The sequence below is a fragment of the Klebsiella africana genome, from assembly GCF_020526085.1.
GTDB classification, from domain to species: Bacteria; Pseudomonadota; Gammaproteobacteria; order Enterobacterales; family Enterobacteriaceae; genus Klebsiella; species Klebsiella africana.
Genome location: NZ_CP084874.1, coordinates 1,983,938 through 2,003,593, shown reverse-complemented (window position 1 = coordinate 2,003,593; position 19,656 = coordinate 1,983,938). Strand labels below are relative to the sequence as shown.

14 protein-coding genes and 1 pseudogene are annotated in these 19,656 nt (G+C 52.8%); all 15 read right to left on the bottom strand.

The annotated features are described in order from the left end of the window. Nucleotides 1-10: 10 nt before the first annotated feature. Nucleotides 11-454, bottom strand: a complete 444-nt coding sequence (tssE, locus tag LGL98_RS09685; RefSeq protein WP_004152261.1) for a type VI secretion system baseplate subunit TssE — start codon at nucleotides 452-454, stop codon at nucleotides 11-13. A 2-nt stretch (nucleotides 455-456) separates the two neighbouring features. Further along, a complete protein-coding gene (gene tssJ, locus LGL98_RS09680; RefSeq protein ID WP_136032233.1) occupies nucleotides 457-993 on the bottom strand; it encodes a type VI secretion system lipoprotein TssJ in 537 nt (178 codons plus the stop codon). Continuing rightward, nucleotides 974-1,990 (bottom strand): type VI secretion system baseplate subunit TssG, encoded by a 1,017-nt coding sequence (tssG, locus tag LGL98_RS09675; protein ID WP_168435317.1) that lies wholly within the window; start codon nucleotides 1,988-1,990, stop codon nucleotides 974-976. The genes tssJ and tssG overlap by 20 nt, the downstream gene beginning before the upstream one ends. Nucleotides 1,991-2,019: 29 nt before the next feature. Then, nucleotides 2,020-3,783, bottom strand: a complete 1,764-nt coding sequence (gene tssF, locus LGL98_RS09670; protein WP_136032231.1) for a type VI secretion system baseplate subunit TssF — start codon at nucleotides 3,781-3,783, stop codon at nucleotides 2,020-2,022. A 134-nt stretch (nucleotides 3,784-3,917) separates the two neighbouring features. After that, nucleotides 3,918-7,334 carry an ImcF-related family protein gene (locus LGL98_RS09665; protein ID WP_208431238.1) on the bottom strand — a complete coding sequence of 1,139 codons (3,417 nt, stop codon included), beginning with the start codon at nucleotides 7,332-7,334 and terminating at the stop codon, nucleotides 3,918-3,920. Between the two features lie 333 nt (nucleotides 7,335-7,667). Next, the gene (locus tag LGL98_RS09660; RefSeq protein WP_226651840.1) at nucleotides 7,668-8,561 is read right to left on the bottom strand and encodes a hypothetical protein; all 894 of its coding nucleotides are present in this window, start codon (nucleotides 8,559-8,561) and stop codon (nucleotides 7,668-7,670) included. A 4-nt stretch (nucleotides 8,562-8,565) separates the two neighbouring features. Further along, nucleotides 8,566-8,823, bottom strand: a complete 258-nt coding sequence (locus tag LGL98_RS09655) for a PAAR domain-containing protein (RefSeq protein ID WP_029499423.1) — start codon at nucleotides 8,821-8,823, stop codon at nucleotides 8,566-8,568. A 25-nt stretch (nucleotides 8,824-8,848) separates the two neighbouring features. Beyond that, entirely contained in the window at nucleotides 8,849-9,706 is an 858-nt protein-coding gene (locus LGL98_RS09650; RefSeq protein WP_023285292.1) for a hypothetical protein, read from the bottom strand. A gap of 42 nt (nucleotides 9,707-9,748) precedes the next feature. Beyond that, nucleotides 9,749-10,645 carry a hypothetical protein gene (locus LGL98_RS09645; RefSeq protein WP_226651838.1) on the bottom strand — a complete coding sequence of 299 codons (897 nt, stop codon included), beginning with the start codon at nucleotides 10,643-10,645 and terminating at the stop codon, nucleotides 9,749-9,751. 14 nt (nucleotides 10,646-10,659) lie between these two features. Further along, nucleotides 10,660-12,687, bottom strand: a complete 2,028-nt coding sequence (locus LGL98_RS09640; RefSeq protein ID WP_071891524.1) for a peptidoglycan DD-metalloendopeptidase family protein — start codon at nucleotides 12,685-12,687, stop codon at nucleotides 10,660-10,662. Nucleotides 12,688-12,689: 2 nt separating this feature from the next. After that, nucleotides 12,690-15,317, bottom strand: a complete 2,628-nt coding sequence (locus LGL98_RS09635) for a type VI secretion system Vgr family protein (RefSeq protein ID WP_136030307.1) — start codon at nucleotides 15,315-15,317, stop codon at nucleotides 12,690-12,692. Between the two features lie 150 nt (nucleotides 15,318-15,467). Further along, nucleotides 15,468-15,592: pseudogene (locus tag LGL98_RS09630) on the bottom strand (hypothetical protein). A gap of 183 nt (nucleotides 15,593-15,775) precedes the next feature. Next, nucleotides 15,776-17,473, bottom strand: coding sequence for an OmpA family protein (locus tag LGL98_RS09625; protein WP_136030305.1), 1,698 nt, complete (start codon nucleotides 17,471-17,473; stop codon nucleotides 15,776-15,778). Nucleotides 17,474-17,476: 3 nt separating this feature from the next. Beyond that, nucleotides 17,477-18,130 (bottom strand): type VI secretion system protein TssL, short form, encoded by a 654-nt coding sequence (gene tssL, locus LGL98_RS09620; RefSeq protein ID WP_136030303.1) that lies wholly within the window; start codon nucleotides 18,128-18,130, stop codon nucleotides 17,477-17,479. After that, a complete protein-coding gene (gene tssK, locus LGL98_RS09615; RefSeq protein ID WP_136030301.1) occupies nucleotides 18,127-19,467 on the bottom strand; it encodes a type VI secretion system baseplate subunit TssK in 1,341 nt (446 codons plus the stop codon). Before tssK ends, tssL begins: the two co-directional genes overlap by 4 nt. Between the last annotated feature and the right edge of the window lie 189 nt (nucleotides 19,468-19,656).

The window sequence follows — 19,656 nt, the reverse complement described above, 5'->3', positions numbered from 1 at the left end:
CAGCGAGAGATTAGAGGGCGGAGCGGGCGTCAAGGTACTGCTGGCGTTTGAGGTGGCGGATCAACACCCTGCCCTCGGGCATAAACTCCGTGCCGTAACGCACCAGGCCAATATCCTTCAGCTCCGCATCAATGGCATAGCGCAGTTCGCCGGGCGCATGCTGATCGAGCATCACCACCGCGATCCGCTGCAGGCGCGGTTCGTATTTCAGCAACACCGCCGACAACGTGCTCATCAGCTGGTGCGCCGATGCTGGCATCCCCTGGAGGATAGCGGTCATATCCGGCAGGCCGTAGTCCGGCAGATGCGCTAGCGTTCCGGCCCGACAGTTGAGGATGCGTTGCATGTTATCGAGCACCGACAGGATAACCTGATCCGTTTCGCTGACAGTATTCAGGTCAAGCCCGCCGGCGAAATTGCCGTACAGGATGTCATACAGGGAGGGACGAGGCATTTTCACTTCTCCTTAAGCGGGTGCAGCGTCAGTTGATTTTGGCTGGCTTCGATAATGCGCGGCCTCGCCGGATCAAGTTCGTCCCGGGTGAGTACCAGCCGCCAGCTGTTTTGCGTCAGGTCTGGATCGATAAACATGGCCGCCACCGCCACAAACTGCGCGCGGGTTTCCATGGGCATATCGACGGTCACCGATTCGCCCGGACGCAGGCGAACATCTTTTTCCGCCACCCGGTCCGCCTGCAGCGCCTGGCCATCGCCGGCAAACAGCGACGGGTAGTCAGTATTGTCAAACGCCTGCCGGTCCTTCAGCTGGTAAATACGCACCACCGTCGCCAGGGAGGCGCCCTTGGCGTTGTTATTCACGCCTTCCCGGGCGCGAAGATCCAGATGAAGCGTTTTCACCTGGGGGTAAAAAATGGACTGGGTCACGGAAACGGCGCCGTCTTTTACGGTCTGCGTCAGGCCGCAGCCGGTTAACACGGTAACCATGAGGAATGCCAGCAACCTGGCGGAGGGGTTAACTGCGGTAATCGCCATCTTCATCGCTCTCCCTGCGGTGGATATTTTCCCGGACGCGCTGATAGCGCCCCAGATAAATCGTGATCATGTCGTCAGCCTGTTTCTGCGCATCCAGCAGACGCAGCACAGCGGTACGGCCAAGCTGGACGGCATGCGCCTGCTGGCAGCAAAGTTGCGCATCCGGCAGTAAATGGCGGGCGACGCAAAGCTGCAGCCGCACGTCAAGATGAGATCCGAGCCAGACGTGCAGAAGCGCCATCAGGTCGCTGAACAGTTCGCCGCCGGGCAGCCAGCCGCGAACCTCATCAGGCTTTTCCGTGGCCAGCTGTAGCAACACCTGACCGTTTACATCCGTGGCGTGGGTTCCCATCACTGGCCTATGTTGCAGGCTAACCGGCTGACGGACGCTCATCGTTAACGGCTGCGACAAGGGGATCCGGCAGGGATCGTGGTGGTACACCGTCGCCCGGGTCCCCGGGGCCAGGAGCGCCACCAGCGCCTCCATGCCTTCCCCGGATCTCCCCGGCAGCATCATCACCGGCAGCAGCGCCAGAAATCGCGACAGCGGCGCTGCGGTAACGGCGGCACATCCCGGTATGCCCAGCCCCGCCAGGCCCAGCAGATACTGCGAGATGTTGTCCGTACCACCCGCCCGAAAGGTTGCCGGGTAGGAATATTTGCGCCAGATACGGTAATACTGGGCGATCAGCCGATGGTTAAAGATATCGAGGAAATCCTCGGTGGCCTCGACGCCTTCCCGCCGTTGCGCAATGTCATCGCTATAGTGGGTCGGCAGCGGGGATTCCACGCCGTAGAGTCCCATAAAAGTCACGCGAACCGCCGGCGGACGGGGCGGTTCAGGATCGTCCATTCCACGGATTTCGCCAGCCGGAAAGCCCATCCCCGGATGCGGGCGAAAGCGTATGGGTTCATCACGCAACTGCCAGTCGCTGCCGATGACCGGCGCCTTCGGCTGGCTCTCCTCCAGCAGCTGGCAGAAGCGGTAAAAATTCATGTATGGCAACTGAGGCCGGAGCTGATCCATCAGCCGGGCAAGCGCAGACTGTGATTCTCTTTCCACCGGATACATTTCCCTTCAGGTTGAATAATGAGCGTCAGCTGGTTGAACTGATTCATATCGGCATACAGTGCGAAAAAGCGGTTGAGCATATCGCCAAACAGGTGGACATCGCCCGCACCGGTAAATCCACTGCCGTCGAGCGTCACTTCGATATCCAGCCCGCGCAGCAGGAAGCCCTGCTCGAAACGCTGAATTCGGTGATGGCTGACCGCCAGAATGGCGTCCAGACGGCGATTATTGAGCTCATCCTCCCGCCAGTTGTAGAGCGACAGCGTGCCGCGCAGCACCTCGGCGCTGCTCATCATGTTGAGAAAACGGGTGCCCAGATGGCTCATGACACGCCAGTGGTAGCGGTCTTCCGCCGGGGGATAGGCCGGCAGCGTGGGCTTACAGAGATTGCGGACGGTAAGCGGCGTGGCTGATATCGACTCACAGCGATCCAGCAGCGTGCTCTGTAGCGCCCGGCGCGGCAGCTGGCCGTTAGTGCCGGTGATGCGCAAGGAGACCGTTTCCCGCGCCAGCGCCCGGTCGGCCTCCCATTGCTGTCCGCCGAGGATAAGCCAGGTATCGTGCATGCCAGTGACGCCCCGTTTGACACGGGTGTGGTAGTAGCGCTCTGGCGCATGGCGACGCATCATTCCCCCCTGGTGACGAAAGCGGGTGAAAGGCACATAGCATGCCTCCCCGGTGCGCCCGGAGCCGGTCACGCTGTCGACAGAATAGATTTCGGTATGCCCGTCCTGCAGGCGCTTCGGACGCAGGAGGTATTCGCTCTCCAGGCCGCTGATGGTCAACGGATCGGCCTCGAGGGTAAACAGGTTAATCACCGGCACACAGTGCAGGCGCAGGCTGCTTGCGCTGACGGGCAAATCGCTTTGCCAGACCTCGCTGAACACCACCTCAAGCGTGAAATGCGATATCCCCGCCGGCAGCGTGATGTTTTCCAGGCCATTTAGCTGCACGAACATAAATTTTTCGCGAAAGGTGAAATACTCGAGCAGCAACTGATAGCCACTGAAAGCGCTCTCCCCCTTCGGCCATAAACGATCCTCCTCGCTGAATCCCCCCGGGGAAAAATAGCCGTCGAGGCTTACCCGCTCTGTCTGACCCGGCAGACGCAGGTACAGCGCGGCCTGGCGTCGGGTCAGCCACAGATGGAGAGCGCTGCCGGTAACAGCGTCTTCCCCCAGGTACAGCGCCAGGTGGCGGAGATCGGTCTGCGACCAGTCAGCCAGCTCGCTACAGGCGAATCGTAGTCGCAGAGCCGAACGTCCGTCCGGCTCTGCCGTCATCACCGCCTCCTCTATCGCCAGTGGGTTAAGCGTCAGATCGCGGGTGGTTCGGTACCGGCACACGGTATTTTTCGGCCCCAGTGGGCGGGAGCTAATCTCAAATCCGGCGGGCACCGTTTCCGCCATCTTCATCGCCGGCAGCGTTGGGGTCAGCGCCACGATCGATAACGACGGAATGGTGCGCAAATAGTGCGGCCACAGCATGCTGACCAGCCCCTCGGTCAGCTCCGGCAGATCATCATCAATTTTTTCGCGCAAGCGACCTATGGAAAAGGCAAAGCCTTCAAACAGGCGCTCAACGTAAGGGTCCGGCGTACCGGCTTTATCGAGATCCAGCATCGCCGCCCGATCGGGGTGAGCCTGCGCGAACGCTTTTGCCGCCTCGCGCAGGTAGCGCATTTCAGCGTCAAAATATCGCAGGGTTAAATCGTCCATTATGAATATTCCCTTATTCGTCTACAGGGAGACACGCAGCATGGCTGCGCGGTCAGATTAGTTGGCCGTCGGGCGGCCATGAGCGAAGGAGGCCTGGCGTTGCAGGTCAACGCCAATCAGTCTGGGAGGCGGTTTCAGTACCCCTCTTCGCCGGGTATATCGTCGGTCAGCGGAACACGCTCAGCAGGCGCGCGCACGCTGAATATCGTCTCCGGTAGCGTAAAGTTTCGCAGAGACAGCAGCGCCAGCGGTCCTTCCCCCGCCTCGGTACGCAGCGTGTAGTTCAGCAACAGACCATCCGGGGCTTTCCAGCTCAGACTCCAGCTGCTGCTCGTTCCGGGATAAGCGCAGACCACCGCCTTATCCAGCAGACGGATCCAGCCCCAGGCGCCCGGGAAATCGCCATACTGGCGGGTGCCCGCCCGGGTACTGATCCAGCTCAGGGTGGCGCCCGGCGCTTCGGTGTCAGCGGGCCAGCTGAACCGCCGCCAGGCCGGCATCTGGTTCATATAGACAAGCTTCTGACTGTCAATGACCAGCTCCGTCTGCATCACGCCGTCCGCGGTGCCGGGGCGTAGCGCAAAATATAGTCCTGCTTCGCCGTTGGCGAACGCGACGTCGGAGAGATGGGTAAGGGTATTCATCGCCTGCAGAAAGGCTGGGTTAAACGTCAGCCCCTGAGCATTGATACTGTCCGCCACCCAACGACTCCCCTCTTTATGCAGCACGCCGTTCAGCCGGGTCTGCAGAAAGCGGGCAATGCGTCCGGTCTCGCTGTTGAGGTATTTTGCCAACAGCGGCAAAGAGACTTCACTGCTGGTATTTTTAAAGGGGTAGCGGCCGCCAAAGGCGCTATTCCAGTCCTCCACCACCGCGCTGCGCCACTGGGCGTTGAGACTTTCCGCCGCCGGGGTCAGCACCTGCTGCCAGGCCTGTTCCATCGGGCGAACAAACAGCGTCTGCCCAAATCCACTCCACTCCTGGCCCAGCCCCGCCGCCACCAGGCTGCCGTAGTCGCGCGTTTCGGTTAAATCCACGGCCTTGCCCTGGAATACCGTCTGCGCAAGCAACCGGGTCATCGCCTGCGGGTCGGTGGCGTTGGTGACCTGCTGCAGGCGCAGACGCACCTGGGTGACGCGGGTCAGGAAGGTCTGCAGGCTAAGACGGCTGGTCGGCGTTCCGCCATCGCGATTGTCCAGCAGCGCCAGTACGGGCCCGAAGGTGGCATCCAGCGGTCCGCGCGCGCCGGACCGTTGATCGATGGCGGGCGAGTTGTCACGGTTGAACAGCTGCCTGGCCGATTTTACCAGCGAATCGGCAATGGCTTCCCCGGTCTGGCCGGTTCGCCCCTGCACGCTCAGGGTGTTCATCAGCGCCACCAGCGGCGACTGGCGCACATCGGCCATCAGGGTCAGCTGGTCGATAGCATCGGAGAGGGTCGCCGCGCGCTGCCAGCGCAGACTATTGAGGAAATCCAGCCAGACGCCGCTAAAATCAGCGAAATAACGCTCCGCCAGCCTGGCTCGCAGAGCTTCCGGCGACGTCGACTGTGCGGCAGTCTGCTTCGTATCACTCAGCACCCAGTCCATTTCATCGCGGCGTTCCGCGACCACTTTCTCAATGGCCGGCTGCACGGCCTGCTCCCAGGCCTGACGGGTAAACATGCCCGGCACCACCTCATCAGTGCTGAACAGACGCGAAGCATCGGTGTCGGCAGTCATATCCGCCAGGCGCATATCGGCATACTGATTCGCCACCTGCGCGAGCATCTTCTGATAAAGCGTGGACTCACTGTTGCGCTGGCCCCGTTGGCGAATTAACCGTGTGCGCACCTGGCTGACCAGCACATCGTCGGTATGCAGACGCCACTGCGGATGCGACGCCAGGCTGGCGGCGTAAAATGCCAGTAGCGAAGGGCCGCTACCCTGCCAGACGGCGTCGGCGATGCCTGAGCGCTGCGACCAGTCCTGCATTAGCGTGGTAGCGAACCACGCGGCGTCCATTTTTTCCGGGCGGGTCAACATCAGATATTGTTTCAGTTGTCCGTAAGCGGTCTTCGTCATCGTCTCTCGCAGCGGGCTGTCCGGCGGCAGCTGTACGAAGGCGTTCAATTGCCGCTGAAGATGTTCAGCCGCCGCATCGCGCAGCAGCGGCTGCGCCCTCTCTCCGTAGCGCGGGAACAGCGCCGCCAGCAGGTCATCGTTCTGACTGAGGCCAGCGCGGAAGTACCACGGCGCGCCGTGCTGTGAGCGGTATTCCAGTTTAGAAAGCGTTTTCTGTATCGCGGAGAGCGCATGCAGGCGTACGGCCAGCGGCTGTTTTCCCGCCGAGGCCTGCTGCACCTGCTGCTGTGCGGTCGCCACCAACTCGCGGTTGGCGATAAAAGAGACCAGCAGAGTGGCGGCCCAAAGTAACATCAGGGCGGCAGTGGCCACGCTCATCCCACGCATCCAGTTGATTCCCTGTTTGCGCGGACGTAGACCTGCGGGTAATTCCGTAATCCTGTCCGGCAGAATATCCCAGCGGTTATCCCGGCCCCAGTGATGGCTGATGCTGCGGCCGGCCTCCGCCGACGGCGCGCTGAACACCACTCCGGCCAGCGGCTGCGGGCGGTAAGGATTAAGCAGTACCGATAACGGCTCCGTCACCGTTTCCGGTTTACGGGTCAACTGATCGGCCAGCGCGAGTAAAAAATTGTGCTGTGGCTGACCGCAGACCTGCTGTATGCCTTGCGCGGTCAGCTGCGGTATCAGCCCGGTAAGCTGTCCGGCGAGCGTCTGCGGTGAACAATTCGCAGGCAACAGGCACCCCACTGGCTGGGTGACGCGCCCGGCCTGTTCTCCGGCGCGCGGATGCAGCGACCAGACGTACAGTGGCAGCTTCCAGCCCAGAGCCTCATAGCGAAGCTTTAAAGCATGAGACACGCTATCCATTGCATCTGGCGTGAGACCTGAGGTTGCGCTGTTTTCCGTTGCCGGCAGAACGTCCAGCGCTGAGGTCACCCAGACCATTCCGTCCACCGCACGGCGGCGCAGTTTACGCAACACAGCCAGCCAGTCTGCATCGGCCGGAGTCGCAGGATCACCACCCCACAGCAGCACAGTCCCCCGGTCTTCCTGCCAGAGTTCCCTGGTGAGTTTTGGGGCCAGTTGTTCCACATCACTGACTGAGCCGGTCATCAGCAGGATACGGACTTTGCTATGCCAGAAATGACCGTAAGTATGTCGCAGAACTTGTTGTACGTCGTTTATTATCTTTTTACTTATGTCTACCTGTTTCAAATGAGCACTATTGTTTGACCAAGTATTCTGTTTATCATTTAACTTACGGAAAAAACGCAATCTTGATGCAAACGCAACAAGTGAGTACCGACTGACTAGCAACAAAGAGAGGAAAACAGGAACTGCGAAAATAGTACAGAGCACCCGAAATTTTTCTGCTGGTTCCATCCATCCCAGGGATGGTCCCCACAGGTAATATAGTAGAAACAAAATAACAGTAATAATAACGACAAAAAAAACGCCAGAAAATTTAATAAGGATTTTCTTCATGTTATAATAAACCTCTAAACACTGGCAACCGAGTTAAACAAATGAGAGTTCAAAACATCATTATTTTTATTTACCAATAAATACTGTCCAGGGGGAAGATGCTCATTTACATAACTCAATTGCAAAAACTCGGTAAGAGGCGGGCATTTACATAAATAGTTGTCTGAATCAACGTATATATACGACGAAAGTGCACTTTCCGACATTACATCTGTTGTTTTTAACACCACTTTTTTAAGCTCTTCTTCATTCAACCCAGAATATATAACACCAGATAGCCGCCTCCCTTCATTAACCCTTCCCCAAAGGAGCGATTTATCTATTCCTACCCAATCACATTCTGGTCGAAAAAAAAGCCCCTAAAGATGAGCGACCACCAGTCTCACCATCATTTCTCAGTCTTCCCAACAAAAACATCACAGATTCAGATTTATCGTCGATTTCATCGTCAAGTAATTCTGCGCCATAAAAACTGGCGGCAATAAGAACTATATATTCATCAGAAGAGCTATCCAGCAAGTTATCGATGGATTCAGATAAGTTTCTACTAAACTCAATATCCCCCCCCGGATATATATTATCAAGTCGTTCTTGCCAAATCTTTTCCATCAGAGGTTTTAAATTATCATTAAGAGCGCATATCACTTTTACCCTAACATATTTAGGCAAAAGGGTTATATGCATATGGATATCATTAATTAGAAATCCCATTATTTTATTAAATAAAATAGCATTTCTATCCTGTATTTGATGAATGCTATTTAATTCATTTATTGGGGAATTAAAACTAAGATATCTGGACATATGCGTTAACTTTGGTGCATAGCGAACAGGCAATAAATCCCCCTCTATGATATTAGTCACACCACCATTTAAATCAGGCAATCTGACCTGTAACTCAATGACCTCAAGATAGGCCCTTCCTTTTTGAAGCAACTCCTGATAATAATCCAGGCGAGTTTTATTCCAGTAAACTGTTTCGATATCCTCATTATTCCATATTATAACTCTGAAGAAAAATACAGCCCCGTTTAAGAGTAGCGGCACCAGCAATAACTCAGACCAGAAAGCATAATTATTTTTTGATAAATACTCAGGAAAATAAACCAAAAAAACACATACATATACAGCAAGAATACAAACACAAATTCCGAATTCAACCCATAATGATAATGTTTTTTGGGATGTTTTCTCTTCCGAAGGAATATCAAAAATATTTACTGGCATAAATTCATTCCTTTAAAACACGCGAACCGGTGGAAATAAGAATAGCGCCACATGAACAGCGATGCCCTTCTAACGCAACAGCTAACCCGTTATCGCAATGTTTTTCATCTCCCTCACTTATACTATTTATACCGTGTGTTGGACATGAGACTAGATCAGACTTACGTGCCACAGATTTACCATCAATGATTATCTGAGATGAGCCCGTTAAGACAGATCCACCATGAGATGTTTTATCACCTACACAAATAGTTTTTTTCATATTCTAATCTATTCAGTCTGATATATTAATTGGCAATAGTAACTTCAGGAAGTCTTTTTAAAATGACAGGTTGGAATCCATCGGGATCATCAATCATAACCGGTTCACCATTTTTCATGACAGGATTTCCATTATCATCTGTTTCCTGAACCTTCTCCTGAGGTTTTCCAGTTTTTTCATCAACAACGATAACCTGATCTGGACCTGTAAACTTAAATGCCGACTCGATACTATAATCGATATAGTAATCTTTAACTTTTTCAATAGATGTTTTGAAAACATTGATACTTTCGCCCTGCAATGCAGAATCAGGGAATTCATCAAGCCGCAATATTGTATCAAATGTCTTACTGTAAAATAGTATATTATAAAAAACGCTTAATTTTTTAGAGGCTAATCTATCATCACGGGCACATCCAGTATAAAAAACCATATAATCATGAGCATCAAATAATATCCCATCTCTTCGATTGACACAAACGGATGGATATGTACAATTACTATTTAGTAATAAAAATTGAGATATTTTACCTCCTCTTTTTATTCGAATTATGCTTTCAGGAAATAACGTTTCACCAGGAATATTAACATAAGTACCTGCGGGTATTTTTACATATTTCCCATCAAACACCCCAATCCATAAGTCCTGTTTTTTATTTACCAACCAATACTGATTGGAAAATAAAGACTTATTTCTCTTTATATCTGGGAGATTGTTTTGAGTTGTTTTAAAATCAATAAATTGATCATGATATCTTTCGTTTGCATCTCGATCTAATAGATTTCCAGGGTCACTCTTGGAAAAGAGTATCTCATCATTTCTATCGCTAGCATGGATAAATTGTGTTGATATCAAAAAATAAAATAAAACAAAATATTTCATGATTTACCATCCTATGGATAATCAAAATAATTGATAAAGATATTAATCAAAAATAGTAACTTCAGGAAGCCTTTTTAAAATGACAGGATTATAGCCATCAGGGTCATCAACCATTACTGGCTTTCCATTAATCAAGATGATTTTCCCATTGTCATCAGTTTTTGGTACCTTAGGTAAAGCTTTGCCTGTGTCAGGGTCAACAATAACGATCTGATCTTTTGCGATTATTCTAAATGCAACGTCAAGCGCATCATACCGATAGTATCCATTTATTGACACCAAAGATTCTTTTATATATTTAAGATCTTCAGGAGTTGAATAAGGTATTGAATCAAGCACAATTATCGCATCATATATTTTATCATATAGTAAAATATCATATAATATGATATGGCGGGTTGAGTTAGGTTCAAAACTAAAACTAGTACATCCAGAGTAAAAATATGTATATAATGAAGAGTCAAAAACTATATTATTTATTACACTGAGACATTTAGATGGGTAATTATTAGTTTCACGTTGCAATAGAAATTGTGAAATTTTACCCTTTCTTTTAACTCTTAATATTCGTTGTTGATGATACCCACCATTAGGAATGTCCTTGTAATAGTTTGCTGGCACTTTGATATTTTTTCCATCAAACAAGCCAAGCCATAGATCCTGTTCTTTATTTACCAACCAATATTCATTACTTGAAAAAACTTTGCTCCTCTGAGAATCAGGTAAATTATTTTGCTTATTTTTGTAATTACGATAATCACCGCGATATTCCTCATCAACACGTTGTTGTTCCTGTCTTGAAAAAATCTCCGAGAATGTCATGGAATTTGTATCCGAGTTGACGCTGGATACTGAGTTATCTGACGCATAACAGATTTGTAAGCTTGCCGCCTCTAAAAATAAAAGCGACATGAAAGAATATTTAATAAAAATTCTCATTTCTCATTTTCTTGTTAAGGATAATTAAACCCATCGATGAAAGGAGCAGGATCAAGCCTGTTTGCTATACCAGGACCAGGTCTCTCTTTTACTCTAACTTCAAAATGGAGATGAGCACCTAAAGCTATACTGGTCATTCCATTGGCATTACCTGTGCAACCAGTTTCTCCCAATAATTCACCACAACGTACATGGTCTCCCCTCTCTAAACCAGAATGAATTGCAGACAGATGGGCGTAGAAAAAATAAACCTCACTAATTTCACTATCATTACATCTACAAAGCAACGCCTTCTCTAGTGGAAGATCGTCAACCTGAACAATAATACATAACTGTCTGCCATAATCACTACGAGGAGGATCAATTATAAAAGCGATGCGACCATCTGCTACTGAAAATATTGGTGTATTTGGCGCAGCTTCTATATCCAAGCCCTGGTGTTGATAACGACGTCCATTAGAGCGAGTTCTCCATCCCTTAAAAGTAGCACTACGGACTCGAGGAAGAGCATGAGTACGAATCCGGCAAACAGAAAGTGGATTACTCCATGTATTCCCCTCAACGTTTACAGAAGGAGATGGGGTATTTCTTGGCTGCGAATTCATAATAGTTACTGGAGGTAAATCCGTATTTAGAATGTACGTAGAATTAAGTTTCTGAATAATATCTTTGGTGGAGTAATTTTTCATCTTCGGTTCAATTCGGTAATGATCAGGTACGATAATTGAATCGAAATAATTGACCATCCATGCAACAAAAGCGGTCCTCCATGTACTATCAATAGAATAATACCTAATTATCATCTCATTATCTTTTAAATTACCAATTAGTCGGTTATAGAAAGCAATATTAGTCGGGATTTTTTCGCCTTTTCCAGGAGTTTCTTTCCCATTCATAATAATGTCATATGCGCCAAATGCCCCATTCATATGAACAAGGTAAGCTATTTTAACTAATTCATCTGATTCAAGAGCACTAACTGCTGATAACTTTAAACTAAGTGAGTCAATCCCTTTTCGATCATACAATCCAATCATATCAATATTGTATTCTGCATTAACCCGTAAAGATAAAACAGTATCTGTATCGATTTCCGTTATAGTTCCGTCAACTGACTCGCCAAAAAGTTTATTATCTCTATATATTAATTTTTGGTATGAGTATTTTTCTGTTATAAACTGATAAACCTTGGATTCAGGTTTAGTGCAGTAAGATAACCATGTATCAGGTTTAAACTGTCCTAACCCTACCGCTCCAGAACCAGTAGGATTGGTCGCATTTGCTTTCCATCTTGACTCTGCATAAATTAATGCAGCAAGTCCCTCTGGCTGGAATTCATATTTTTTAGCTGTTTCAATGATATAATCTCGATATTGTTCTGCCTCTGGAGGAAGGCGTAACCCTTCACTGACATTACCGATATTACTCACACTGGTGGGTGCGCCGCCTTCAGTCCTGGTGGTCTGGTTTACAGAAGGAGTCTGTCTTTCTTTGGTTTTGTTTTCTGATGGACTGGAAGCAGATGAGCCACCTTTCTGTTTCGCTTTTTCTTTTTCCTGTTGCTTACTCGATTGTTGGGTGCCCTTTTTAACACTGGTACTCCCTTTGATTATCATTTCCCTGGACGAGATCCGCAGGCTTAACGTCCCCAAAGGCAATTTTTTATGGTCGGCAATCAGAATGTATTCTTTTTTATTTAAATGTTGCAGTTCAACCTTTATACCTTTGGTACTGTCTTCAATAAGCAGACCAGCGACAACACCAGTGCTGTCTGTTACATAATCATACGTCTTACCATCAAAAGTGAGTCTGAGTTTTGCATTGCCAAGCGGGCGCCAGACGAGATCGCAAATCCTCAAAGTCAATTGAGTATCATAAACTTTGTCTTTTGATGGTAAACTCAATACCTGACCGGGCTGGATAATATGCTGCTCTGCTTTAGTGAGAAGACCGTTAATATTGGCCAGTTCATTAACATCAATTCCGAATTTACGACTGATTTTCCACAGGCTGTCACCCTTCTGAACTGTATACTGTTCCATGGCTATTCCTTATCTTGTTCGTTTAATTCACCATCATATTGCGGACCATGTTCATCGAAATCCAGGTCATCATCAGTCTCATCCTCAATATCATGCTCATCGTTATAAGAAAAGAGGCTCGTCCATTTATCATCGCCAATTATTGCATGAAAATTTTCACTTTCAGGCGGTTCAAAACAACCTGACTCTCCATCATTAAAAGCAGAACTCCATATTTGTTCTTTTGATTTACTATCAAAAAGACTCACTTTCATAGTAGATGGCGCAGCATTACCAAGAGCATCTAAGAGCATAAAACTCATTGACTGTGGACCACTATCAGGAAGTTCTGGAATATTTGACTGCATAGAAGCTGGGCCACTGTAGAGAAGCTTACTTTGCTTCATCATAATATCACCAGGGCAGCCTAACTCGATGTTTCCTCCGGACAGGCGAATGTATGCCCCGCCAGCACAGGTAAACGTTAAAGTTTTTGCCGCTGTAAAAGTCATACCCTCTGTTGTACTGGTCAGCGAAATATTTTGCTTAGCTATTACTTCAATATTTCCTGACTGAGCCTGTGATATTAGATCGCCTTTGGCCACAATAGCTTCTATGCCCTCAGTTTCGGTAAAGATTGATATTTTTTCAGAAGCGGCAAGAGTAATATTTTTCTTTGCTCCCAGTTCAACATTTTGCCCTGCAGTCATATAAATATTTTCGCTTGCAACTGCCTGAAGATGACTTCCACTGGCTAAAGCAATACCTTCTGGTGCACTCATCAGTAATACAGCCTGCTTTAGCGCAAGTAACTTCTCTTCCATCAGTGCCTGTTGTTGCTCATATTGCAAGAGCTGTGCTTTTGCTGCTGATGCTGCCTGTGAAAGAGACTCCATTTGACTAACGGCTTGCGTCAACAAGGAATGTACTGCAGCCATATCCAGCACTTTCCCTTGTGCCTCAGGCTGGCTGTCCGCAGTAATGAATATCCCTTTCCCCGCCCGGATCCCTCCCCACGAATCGGTACGCAGTTCAAACCCTTCCCCCCTAAGCTTGCGGCTGGCATCAACGTTATGTCCTAAATTCAGCTGCGTCTTGCCGCCGTACTCGGTGCTGAGCTTGATATGCTCCTCGCCGCGCTTATCCTCCATTCGCAGCTTATTATTGGCCGGAGTACGAATCACATTGCGGGTGCTGTTTTTCTCCGTCACAGGATCGACATGCCGCGAGTCATGCAGCGCATGCGCAATATACGGCCGGTCGGGATCGCCTTCGTGGAAAGCAATCGCCACCTCCGTGCCCTGGATCAGCGGGAAGTGAAAGCCGTACACGTCGCCGCCGTAGGGTTTGGCGAGACGCACCGGCATGCTTTCCTGACCCTGCCCTTTCTCCTCTCTGTCAGCGTCAAATTTCACCCGGTACAGGCCGGACGCATCTTGCCAGGCATAGATATCATTCGCCTTCGCGCTGGTCACCCGCGCCGTCATGGTGCCAGTCACCTTCGGGCGCGGCGGCAGCGGCGGACGCCAGCACAATGTTTCGCTGTAGGGCACCGCCAGCAGGGACACCCGCAGCGCCTCCCGGCGGCTGGCGGTAAAACCGGTGCCGGTGATTAACAGCGGATCCTGTATGGGCGCAGGCAGGGTCGACGGCAGGCTGTCGGTAACGGTCAGCACCTGGGCCGGCGCCAGCCAGGCTGCAGTACTGCTCGCGGTAATAAGCGTCTGGTGAGCCAGAAAACGCTCATGGTCGAGGCGGGCATAGAAGTTGGCGGTCTCCGTCTGCGGGTCGATTTTATCGCCACGCTCCCGGTGGCGAAGCTTATAGTGGTATACCTCACCGTAAGTGATGCCTTCACCATTTCCCCGGGTCATATCCGCTGTTGCCGACTGGAGAACGCTCTGCGCATCGCGGGGGTTATAATCCCGGGTAGTGACGTTCGCCTCTACGACATTGTGGGTGATGCTCAGACCCCATATCGATTCCGCACCGCTGTCGCTCATCCCGGACGGGCTGTTTACAGGAAGTGTCTTATCGAACATCAGCGCCCGCTGCGCGTCGGCGAAGTGGACCACTTCGCTCTGGGCCTCTTCCTGCAGGGTGAAGAAATAAAATATCCCCACCTCTGCCAGCAGGCGCTGGATAAACGCCAGGTCGCTCTCCTGATACTGATTAATTTGCTCGCGCCGTGGATAGTGTTGCTTGAGATTAAACTCATACTCCCAGTCATGCAGGTGATGTTCCTGCAATACCTGCTCTACCACCTCCGGTACCGATTTGTTGACGAAAAAACGATGGCTGCGAAACTGTTTATCCAGCAGGGAGAGAAACGGCTGGAGGGTTATCTGATAGGTCGACTGATCTTCAGAACGATTGATACGCCGGAAGGCAGTCACCACGCCATGGACGCGTTTGCAGTCCGCCAGCTGCTGCAGTGCGCCGCCGCCCATCGTCAGCATGGCGGGTTTGCTCAGGAGCTGTGAGGCATCAATATTTTTCTCTGCGCTGGTAAACGTAATAGTGTAATAATAAAGTTCACTCAGTTTTTCTGCCCCACTGAATTCTTCCACATCCAGCGATGCGGTACATGAAGGAATATCCAGCTGGTAACGGTTAAGGGTGGTGCCGGTAATTATTGAAGAGGTATCCATTATATTCCTGTTTTACTCCGCTGTAATGACTATCAAAAATCAATTCACAGGACGCCCTGTTTAATTTTGTTTAATGATAATCATCTCATTCATCATAAATATATTTATGTGCATATCGATATATCAGATACCCCACCAGGAGTTTCGTAACTAAAAGGTAACCCCAGGGATATTTATATTCACTGACTGAGAAATAAAAAAAGCAGCCAGAAACCGGAGCCTTCAACGTTTATCGCCGCCAGCATTTCTCTGCCACTGTCCTTAGCGCTATCCATAATGATCTCCTTTATCCATCCCCTTTCCTGCGCTTCATCCCCGCAGAGGCCTCGCTTTGCCGACAAGTTTGACTGGCTGCAGGCACGCTACCGCCCATCGCTGTTTCCTGTTTATCAGGGACCCGTAGCGCACAAGGTCAGGCAGGCAGATTGTTGTTCAACCTCCGCGATCGGGGTCGCGGATTACTCGGTTTCGTTTTTTAAGGCGTCAGCCCCGGCTCCTGACGTATTAGCCGTGCCCGGCGTCAGACAGGCGTCCTTCTGCGGGACCAGACTGATCTCCACCCGGCGATTTTTCGCCCGCCCCTCTGGCGTCTCGTTGCTGGCGACAGGACGACTTGCGCCGTAGCCCTGCACCGCAAAACAGCTCTCCGGCACATCGCCGGTATCGCGCATCCAGTCGCGGACCGCCTCGGCACGCTTCAGAGAGAGCTGTTGATTGGATCTATCGTTGCCGATGCTGTCGGTATGGCCTGCCACCACGATCAGCCAGCCGGGTTTCGCCTTAATGCCCAGCAGCGAGTTCACCAGCAGCTTTGTCGAACCCGGTTTCAGCGCCGATTTGCCGGTATCGAACAGCGCCATGCTATCGAGGCGGATCGTCTGCGGCCCCTGCACAACCTGCTTAATGACCGGACGCACCGGCGGGGGCGGCGCCCAGTCATTGATAGCGGCTTCCACGAAGGGGAGCAGCCGCCCCCCCTGATACAGCCCCAGCCGATAACGCAGCGGCTCCCCCCGGCGCAACCAGTCATCCAGCAGGCGGCTGTCGGCACGCAGACGCTGCTGCGCCTGCAGCTTCGGCGTCGGCGGCGTGCCGCTGAGGCGGTGATACACCGCCAGATGATCGCCGACGCTGCGCACCAGGCGCTGATTGTTGATAAAGGAAGCCAGCATCGCCAGCGCCAGAAAGAGGAAGCCCACGCCAGCGGCAAGACCGGCATCGCGCATCCGGCTGCTGACCCCGTGGCGGTGCGGCAGTGACGACAGAAGAAGATCCGGCAGCGGGTGAGGACCTGGCGCCGCGGCGTTGCCAGGAGAGAGCGTGGTGATCCCGACGATTTGCTGTTGCCAGAGGTTATTCGCCACCGGTGCCACCGGTGTCAGGCAGATGCCCGCAGCACACAGGTTCAGCGGAGGAAGTTCCGCCTGCTGGGCGCGGAATGGCCGGAAAAGAGCGTTTTCGGCCAAGGTCAGAATGCTCTCCAGCCACAGCGTCTGATGCAGGCGTGAGGCAGAGCTGCCCTCCCGCTGCCACCCGGCAACCGACTGGGGCGCTTGTCCCTTCTGCTGCACCTGGACACCAGTTCTCTCCGGAGTGATGGTAAACCAGCGGCTTTCCGCTACCTGGCCGCCTGGCGGCGTCACCCAGAACACGCTCCACACCGGCGGCAGACCGTTTAGCCAGGTTCGGCACTGAACGATACTCCGCCGCCAGTCGCGCAGCGACTGCGCCAGATGCTCCCCGGTGGTGTGGTGCTCCGGTACCACCGCCAGCAGCACGGAAACTTGCGATACCAGCGCCGGACGCGCCGCCGCCAGGTACTGCGCCAGCCGCGGCAATTGCTCCGCGCTGTCTCCCCGTAGATACCAGCCGTGACGGGTTTCGCCGTGCGCCGAACGCCCGGGAAACAGACCGTCGGTATCTCCGCAGACCAGAACCACTGCCCCCTGAAAATCCTCGGGCGGCAGGACGATTTCCGGTCGCTGACGGCTGACTGCCCGGCGACGCTGACGCCAGAGCGCCGCGCCGGCCGCCAGCAGGATGCACAAACTGAAGATCACCTGGCTGCCAATAGACAGCGGCCAGAAGCCCAGCACCAGCCACAGGGCCAGGATGACGGTCAGTAGCGTAAGAAGACGACGGGCGTTATCACGCATCTCTTATCCCTGCCCTGCTATCTGCGCCACCATCTGTGACAGCATGGCGGAGAAGGTCAACCACAGCGCCGCCAGCGCCACAATGCCCGCCGCCCAGCCGCACCAGTACCTCCGCCGTCCGCTGCGCAGCCGGGAGGCACGAACCACCACTGGCGTCTCCTGGGTCATGCTGAACGGCGGGACCCGCGCGCCAAGCGCTTGCGCCACGTCCTCCCGCCGTTCGTCATCCTCGGCGCGGTACTGTCCGACAAATCCCAGCTGTAAAGTACGAAAGAAGCAGGTCAGCACTGCTGTATCCGCCGCGGGCTCTCGCAGCAGCTGGCGGATCCGTTCCCAGAGCTCTTCCCCGGCGTTGAGGGTGCTGAAAAAGCGCGCCTGCAGCGGATCCTTGCGCCACCTGCGGTAGCCATCATCCTGACTGGCGCGGTTGAGGACGCTCTCATCGATCAGCGCGCAGTAGGCATAGAGCATCTGCTCAGCGCTGGCGTCACTGACTCCCCCCGCCGCCAGCGCCTCGCGCGCCTCGGTCACCCATCGACAGGCCTGGCGATAGAGCGCCTCGCCATCGGTCACCGGTTGGCCGCAGCGTAACTGGCTGACCATCAGCCAGCCCGGGTAAAAAGTTTTGTTGATCAGATCGCTTTCAGAGGTATTCATGAGCGCAGTACCGCAAAGAGTTCAAGTTTCACGTCGCCAAGCGATTCCGGGGTATAGAAGGTGCAGTTGCCAGCCTCCAGCATCGCGCGGGCGGCATCGGTGGAGAGATCCAGAGTGAAATATTGGTTTTCCAGACGTAGCGGAATGGCCGCCGGCACGTGGCTCAGCGGTTTAATTACGATACCGCTCAGAGCAATGTTGACGACCTCGGCGACATCATCATGGCTCCCCGCCTTACAGAGCTGCGGAAAGCGGCTCTGTAGCTGGTGAGGGGGGAGTGAAGAGCGTACCGACAGATAAAAATCCGCCCCCTCGCGCAACCGCGCATCGTGCAGCCTGCCCCGCCAGATCTCCCGGTCGGCGCCCTGCTCCAGAGCGATGGCGATCACCCTTGAGGGCAGGCTGACTTCGAGCAGCGTATCCAGCAGGGCAAACAGCGGCGGGAATACCTGCTCCGGCGAGGCATGCCGGTAGCGGGGGATAGCTTCCAGATGATGTTCAAGAGAGAAGGTCAGCAAACTGCCGGCCAGCCTGGCCAGTTCGCGATAGAGCAGCTCCGGATGGCGCGAAGGGTCCTGAAGCAGTTCGCTGAGAACCGGCTCGGCGCTGTTCAGCGCATTGAGCAGCCAGAACAGGGAGACATCCGCCACGGCAAAATCAGCCATCCGCGCATTGCTTTCACGGCGCATGGCCATCAGGCGTCTGCGCCGGGCCTGCAGGCGATGTAACAGCTCACCCAGCTCGCTAACCAGCGTCGGGCTTGCCGCCAGCGACAGCAGCGGTGGAATAAACCCCGGGTCAACGATCCACTGCCCCTGGGCATCGCGTACCAGACGCGCTACCGGGCAGGTAAGGAAGGCTGCATTTTCCTCGGTGGAAAGACGCAGCGTCAGCGCGTGACGCAGAACGGCCAGCTCGCTGCGTTCATGGCCGGCCAGCTCCTGGACGGTCACCTGCTCGGCGCGCCAGCGGCGCGGGCGAGCGCTCTCCTGGCCGTCATCAAGATTGCCGCCGCTGGCGCTGAGCAGCGGCAGAGCGAGCAGAACCTCCACGCTGTCCTGCATCACGTCCGATACATCGCGGACCGGTGGCAGAATATCCGCCAGCTCGGTGTCAATCAGCGTTCCGTCGGCGAAACGTACGATCAGCCGGGTGGCGTTGAGCCGGGAAAGGGTGAGCGCGCTCGCGTCAAACTCCGCGCGCAATACCCCCCACGGGTGGGCGAGCGCCATGCGGGAGACCGTATCCGCGACGTGCGCATCCCAGCGGGCCTGTTGCTGAAACTGCTGCGGGACCAGAAAAGCCCCGTCGCGCCATAATGGGCGGAAAATCTTCATTGCACCTCCTGTGCCTTTCACTTTCATTGGTCTGCAGACAAGATCTAATGCCCGGACGGATATCCCTCATCCGCCATGTGTTCGGCTGGATTTATTGCCTGCCGCTTCAGGGAAAGGAAATATCTCCCCTGCCCGCGAGAGTTTGGAAGTTAGATGGTATTTTTTGGTCAAGGGATGTTTATCTTAAAG

Coding starts and splice junctions, on each gene's coding strand:
- tssE (WP_004152261.1), bottom strand. CDS start 454: ATGCCTCGTCCCTCCCTGTATGACATCCTGTACGGCAATTTCGCCGGC.
- tssJ (WP_136032233.1), bottom strand. CDS start 993: ATGGCGATTACCGCAGTTAACCCCTCCGCCAGGTTGCTGGCATTCCTC.
- tssG (WP_168435317.1), bottom strand. CDS start 1,990: ATGAATTTTTACCGCTTCTGCCAGCTGCTGGAGGAGAGCCAGCCGAAG.
- tssF (WP_136032231.1), bottom strand. CDS start 3,783: ATGGACGATTTAACCCTGCGATATTTTGACGCTGAAATGCGCTACCTG.
- LGL98_RS09665 (WP_208431238.1), bottom strand. CDS start 7,334: ATGAAGAAAATCCTTATTAAATTTTCTGGCGTTTTTTTTGTCGTTATT.
- LGL98_RS09660 (WP_226651840.1), bottom strand. CDS start 8,561: ATGCCAGTAAATATTTTTGATATTCCTTCGGAAGAGAAAACATCCCAA.
- LGL98_RS09655 (WP_029499423.1), bottom strand. CDS start 8,823: ATGAAAAAAACTATTTGTGTAGGTGATAAAACATCTCATGGTGGATCT.
- LGL98_RS09650 (WP_023285292.1), bottom strand. CDS start 9,706: ATGAAATATTTTGTTTTATTTTATTTTTTGATATCAACACAATTTATC.
- LGL98_RS09645 (WP_226651838.1), bottom strand. CDS start 10,645: ATGAGAATTTTTATTAAATATTCTTTCATGTCGCTTTTATTTTTAGAG.
- LGL98_RS09640 (WP_071891524.1), bottom strand. CDS start 12,687: ATGGAACAGTATACAGTTCAGAAGGGTGACAGCCTGTGGAAAATCAGT.
- LGL98_RS09635 (WP_136030307.1), bottom strand. CDS start 15,317: ATGGATACCTCTTCAATAATTACCGGCACCACCCTTAACCGTTACCAG.
- LGL98_RS09625 (WP_136030305.1), bottom strand. CDS start 17,473: ATGCGTGATAACGCCCGTCGTCTTCTTACGCTACTGACCGTCATCCTG.
- tssL (WP_136030303.1), bottom strand. CDS start 18,130: ATGAATACCTCTGAAAGCGATCTGATCAACAAAACTTTTTACCCGGGC.
- tssK (WP_136030301.1), bottom strand. CDS start 19,467: ATGAAGATTTTCCGCCCATTATGGCGCGACGGGGCTTTTCTGGTCCCG.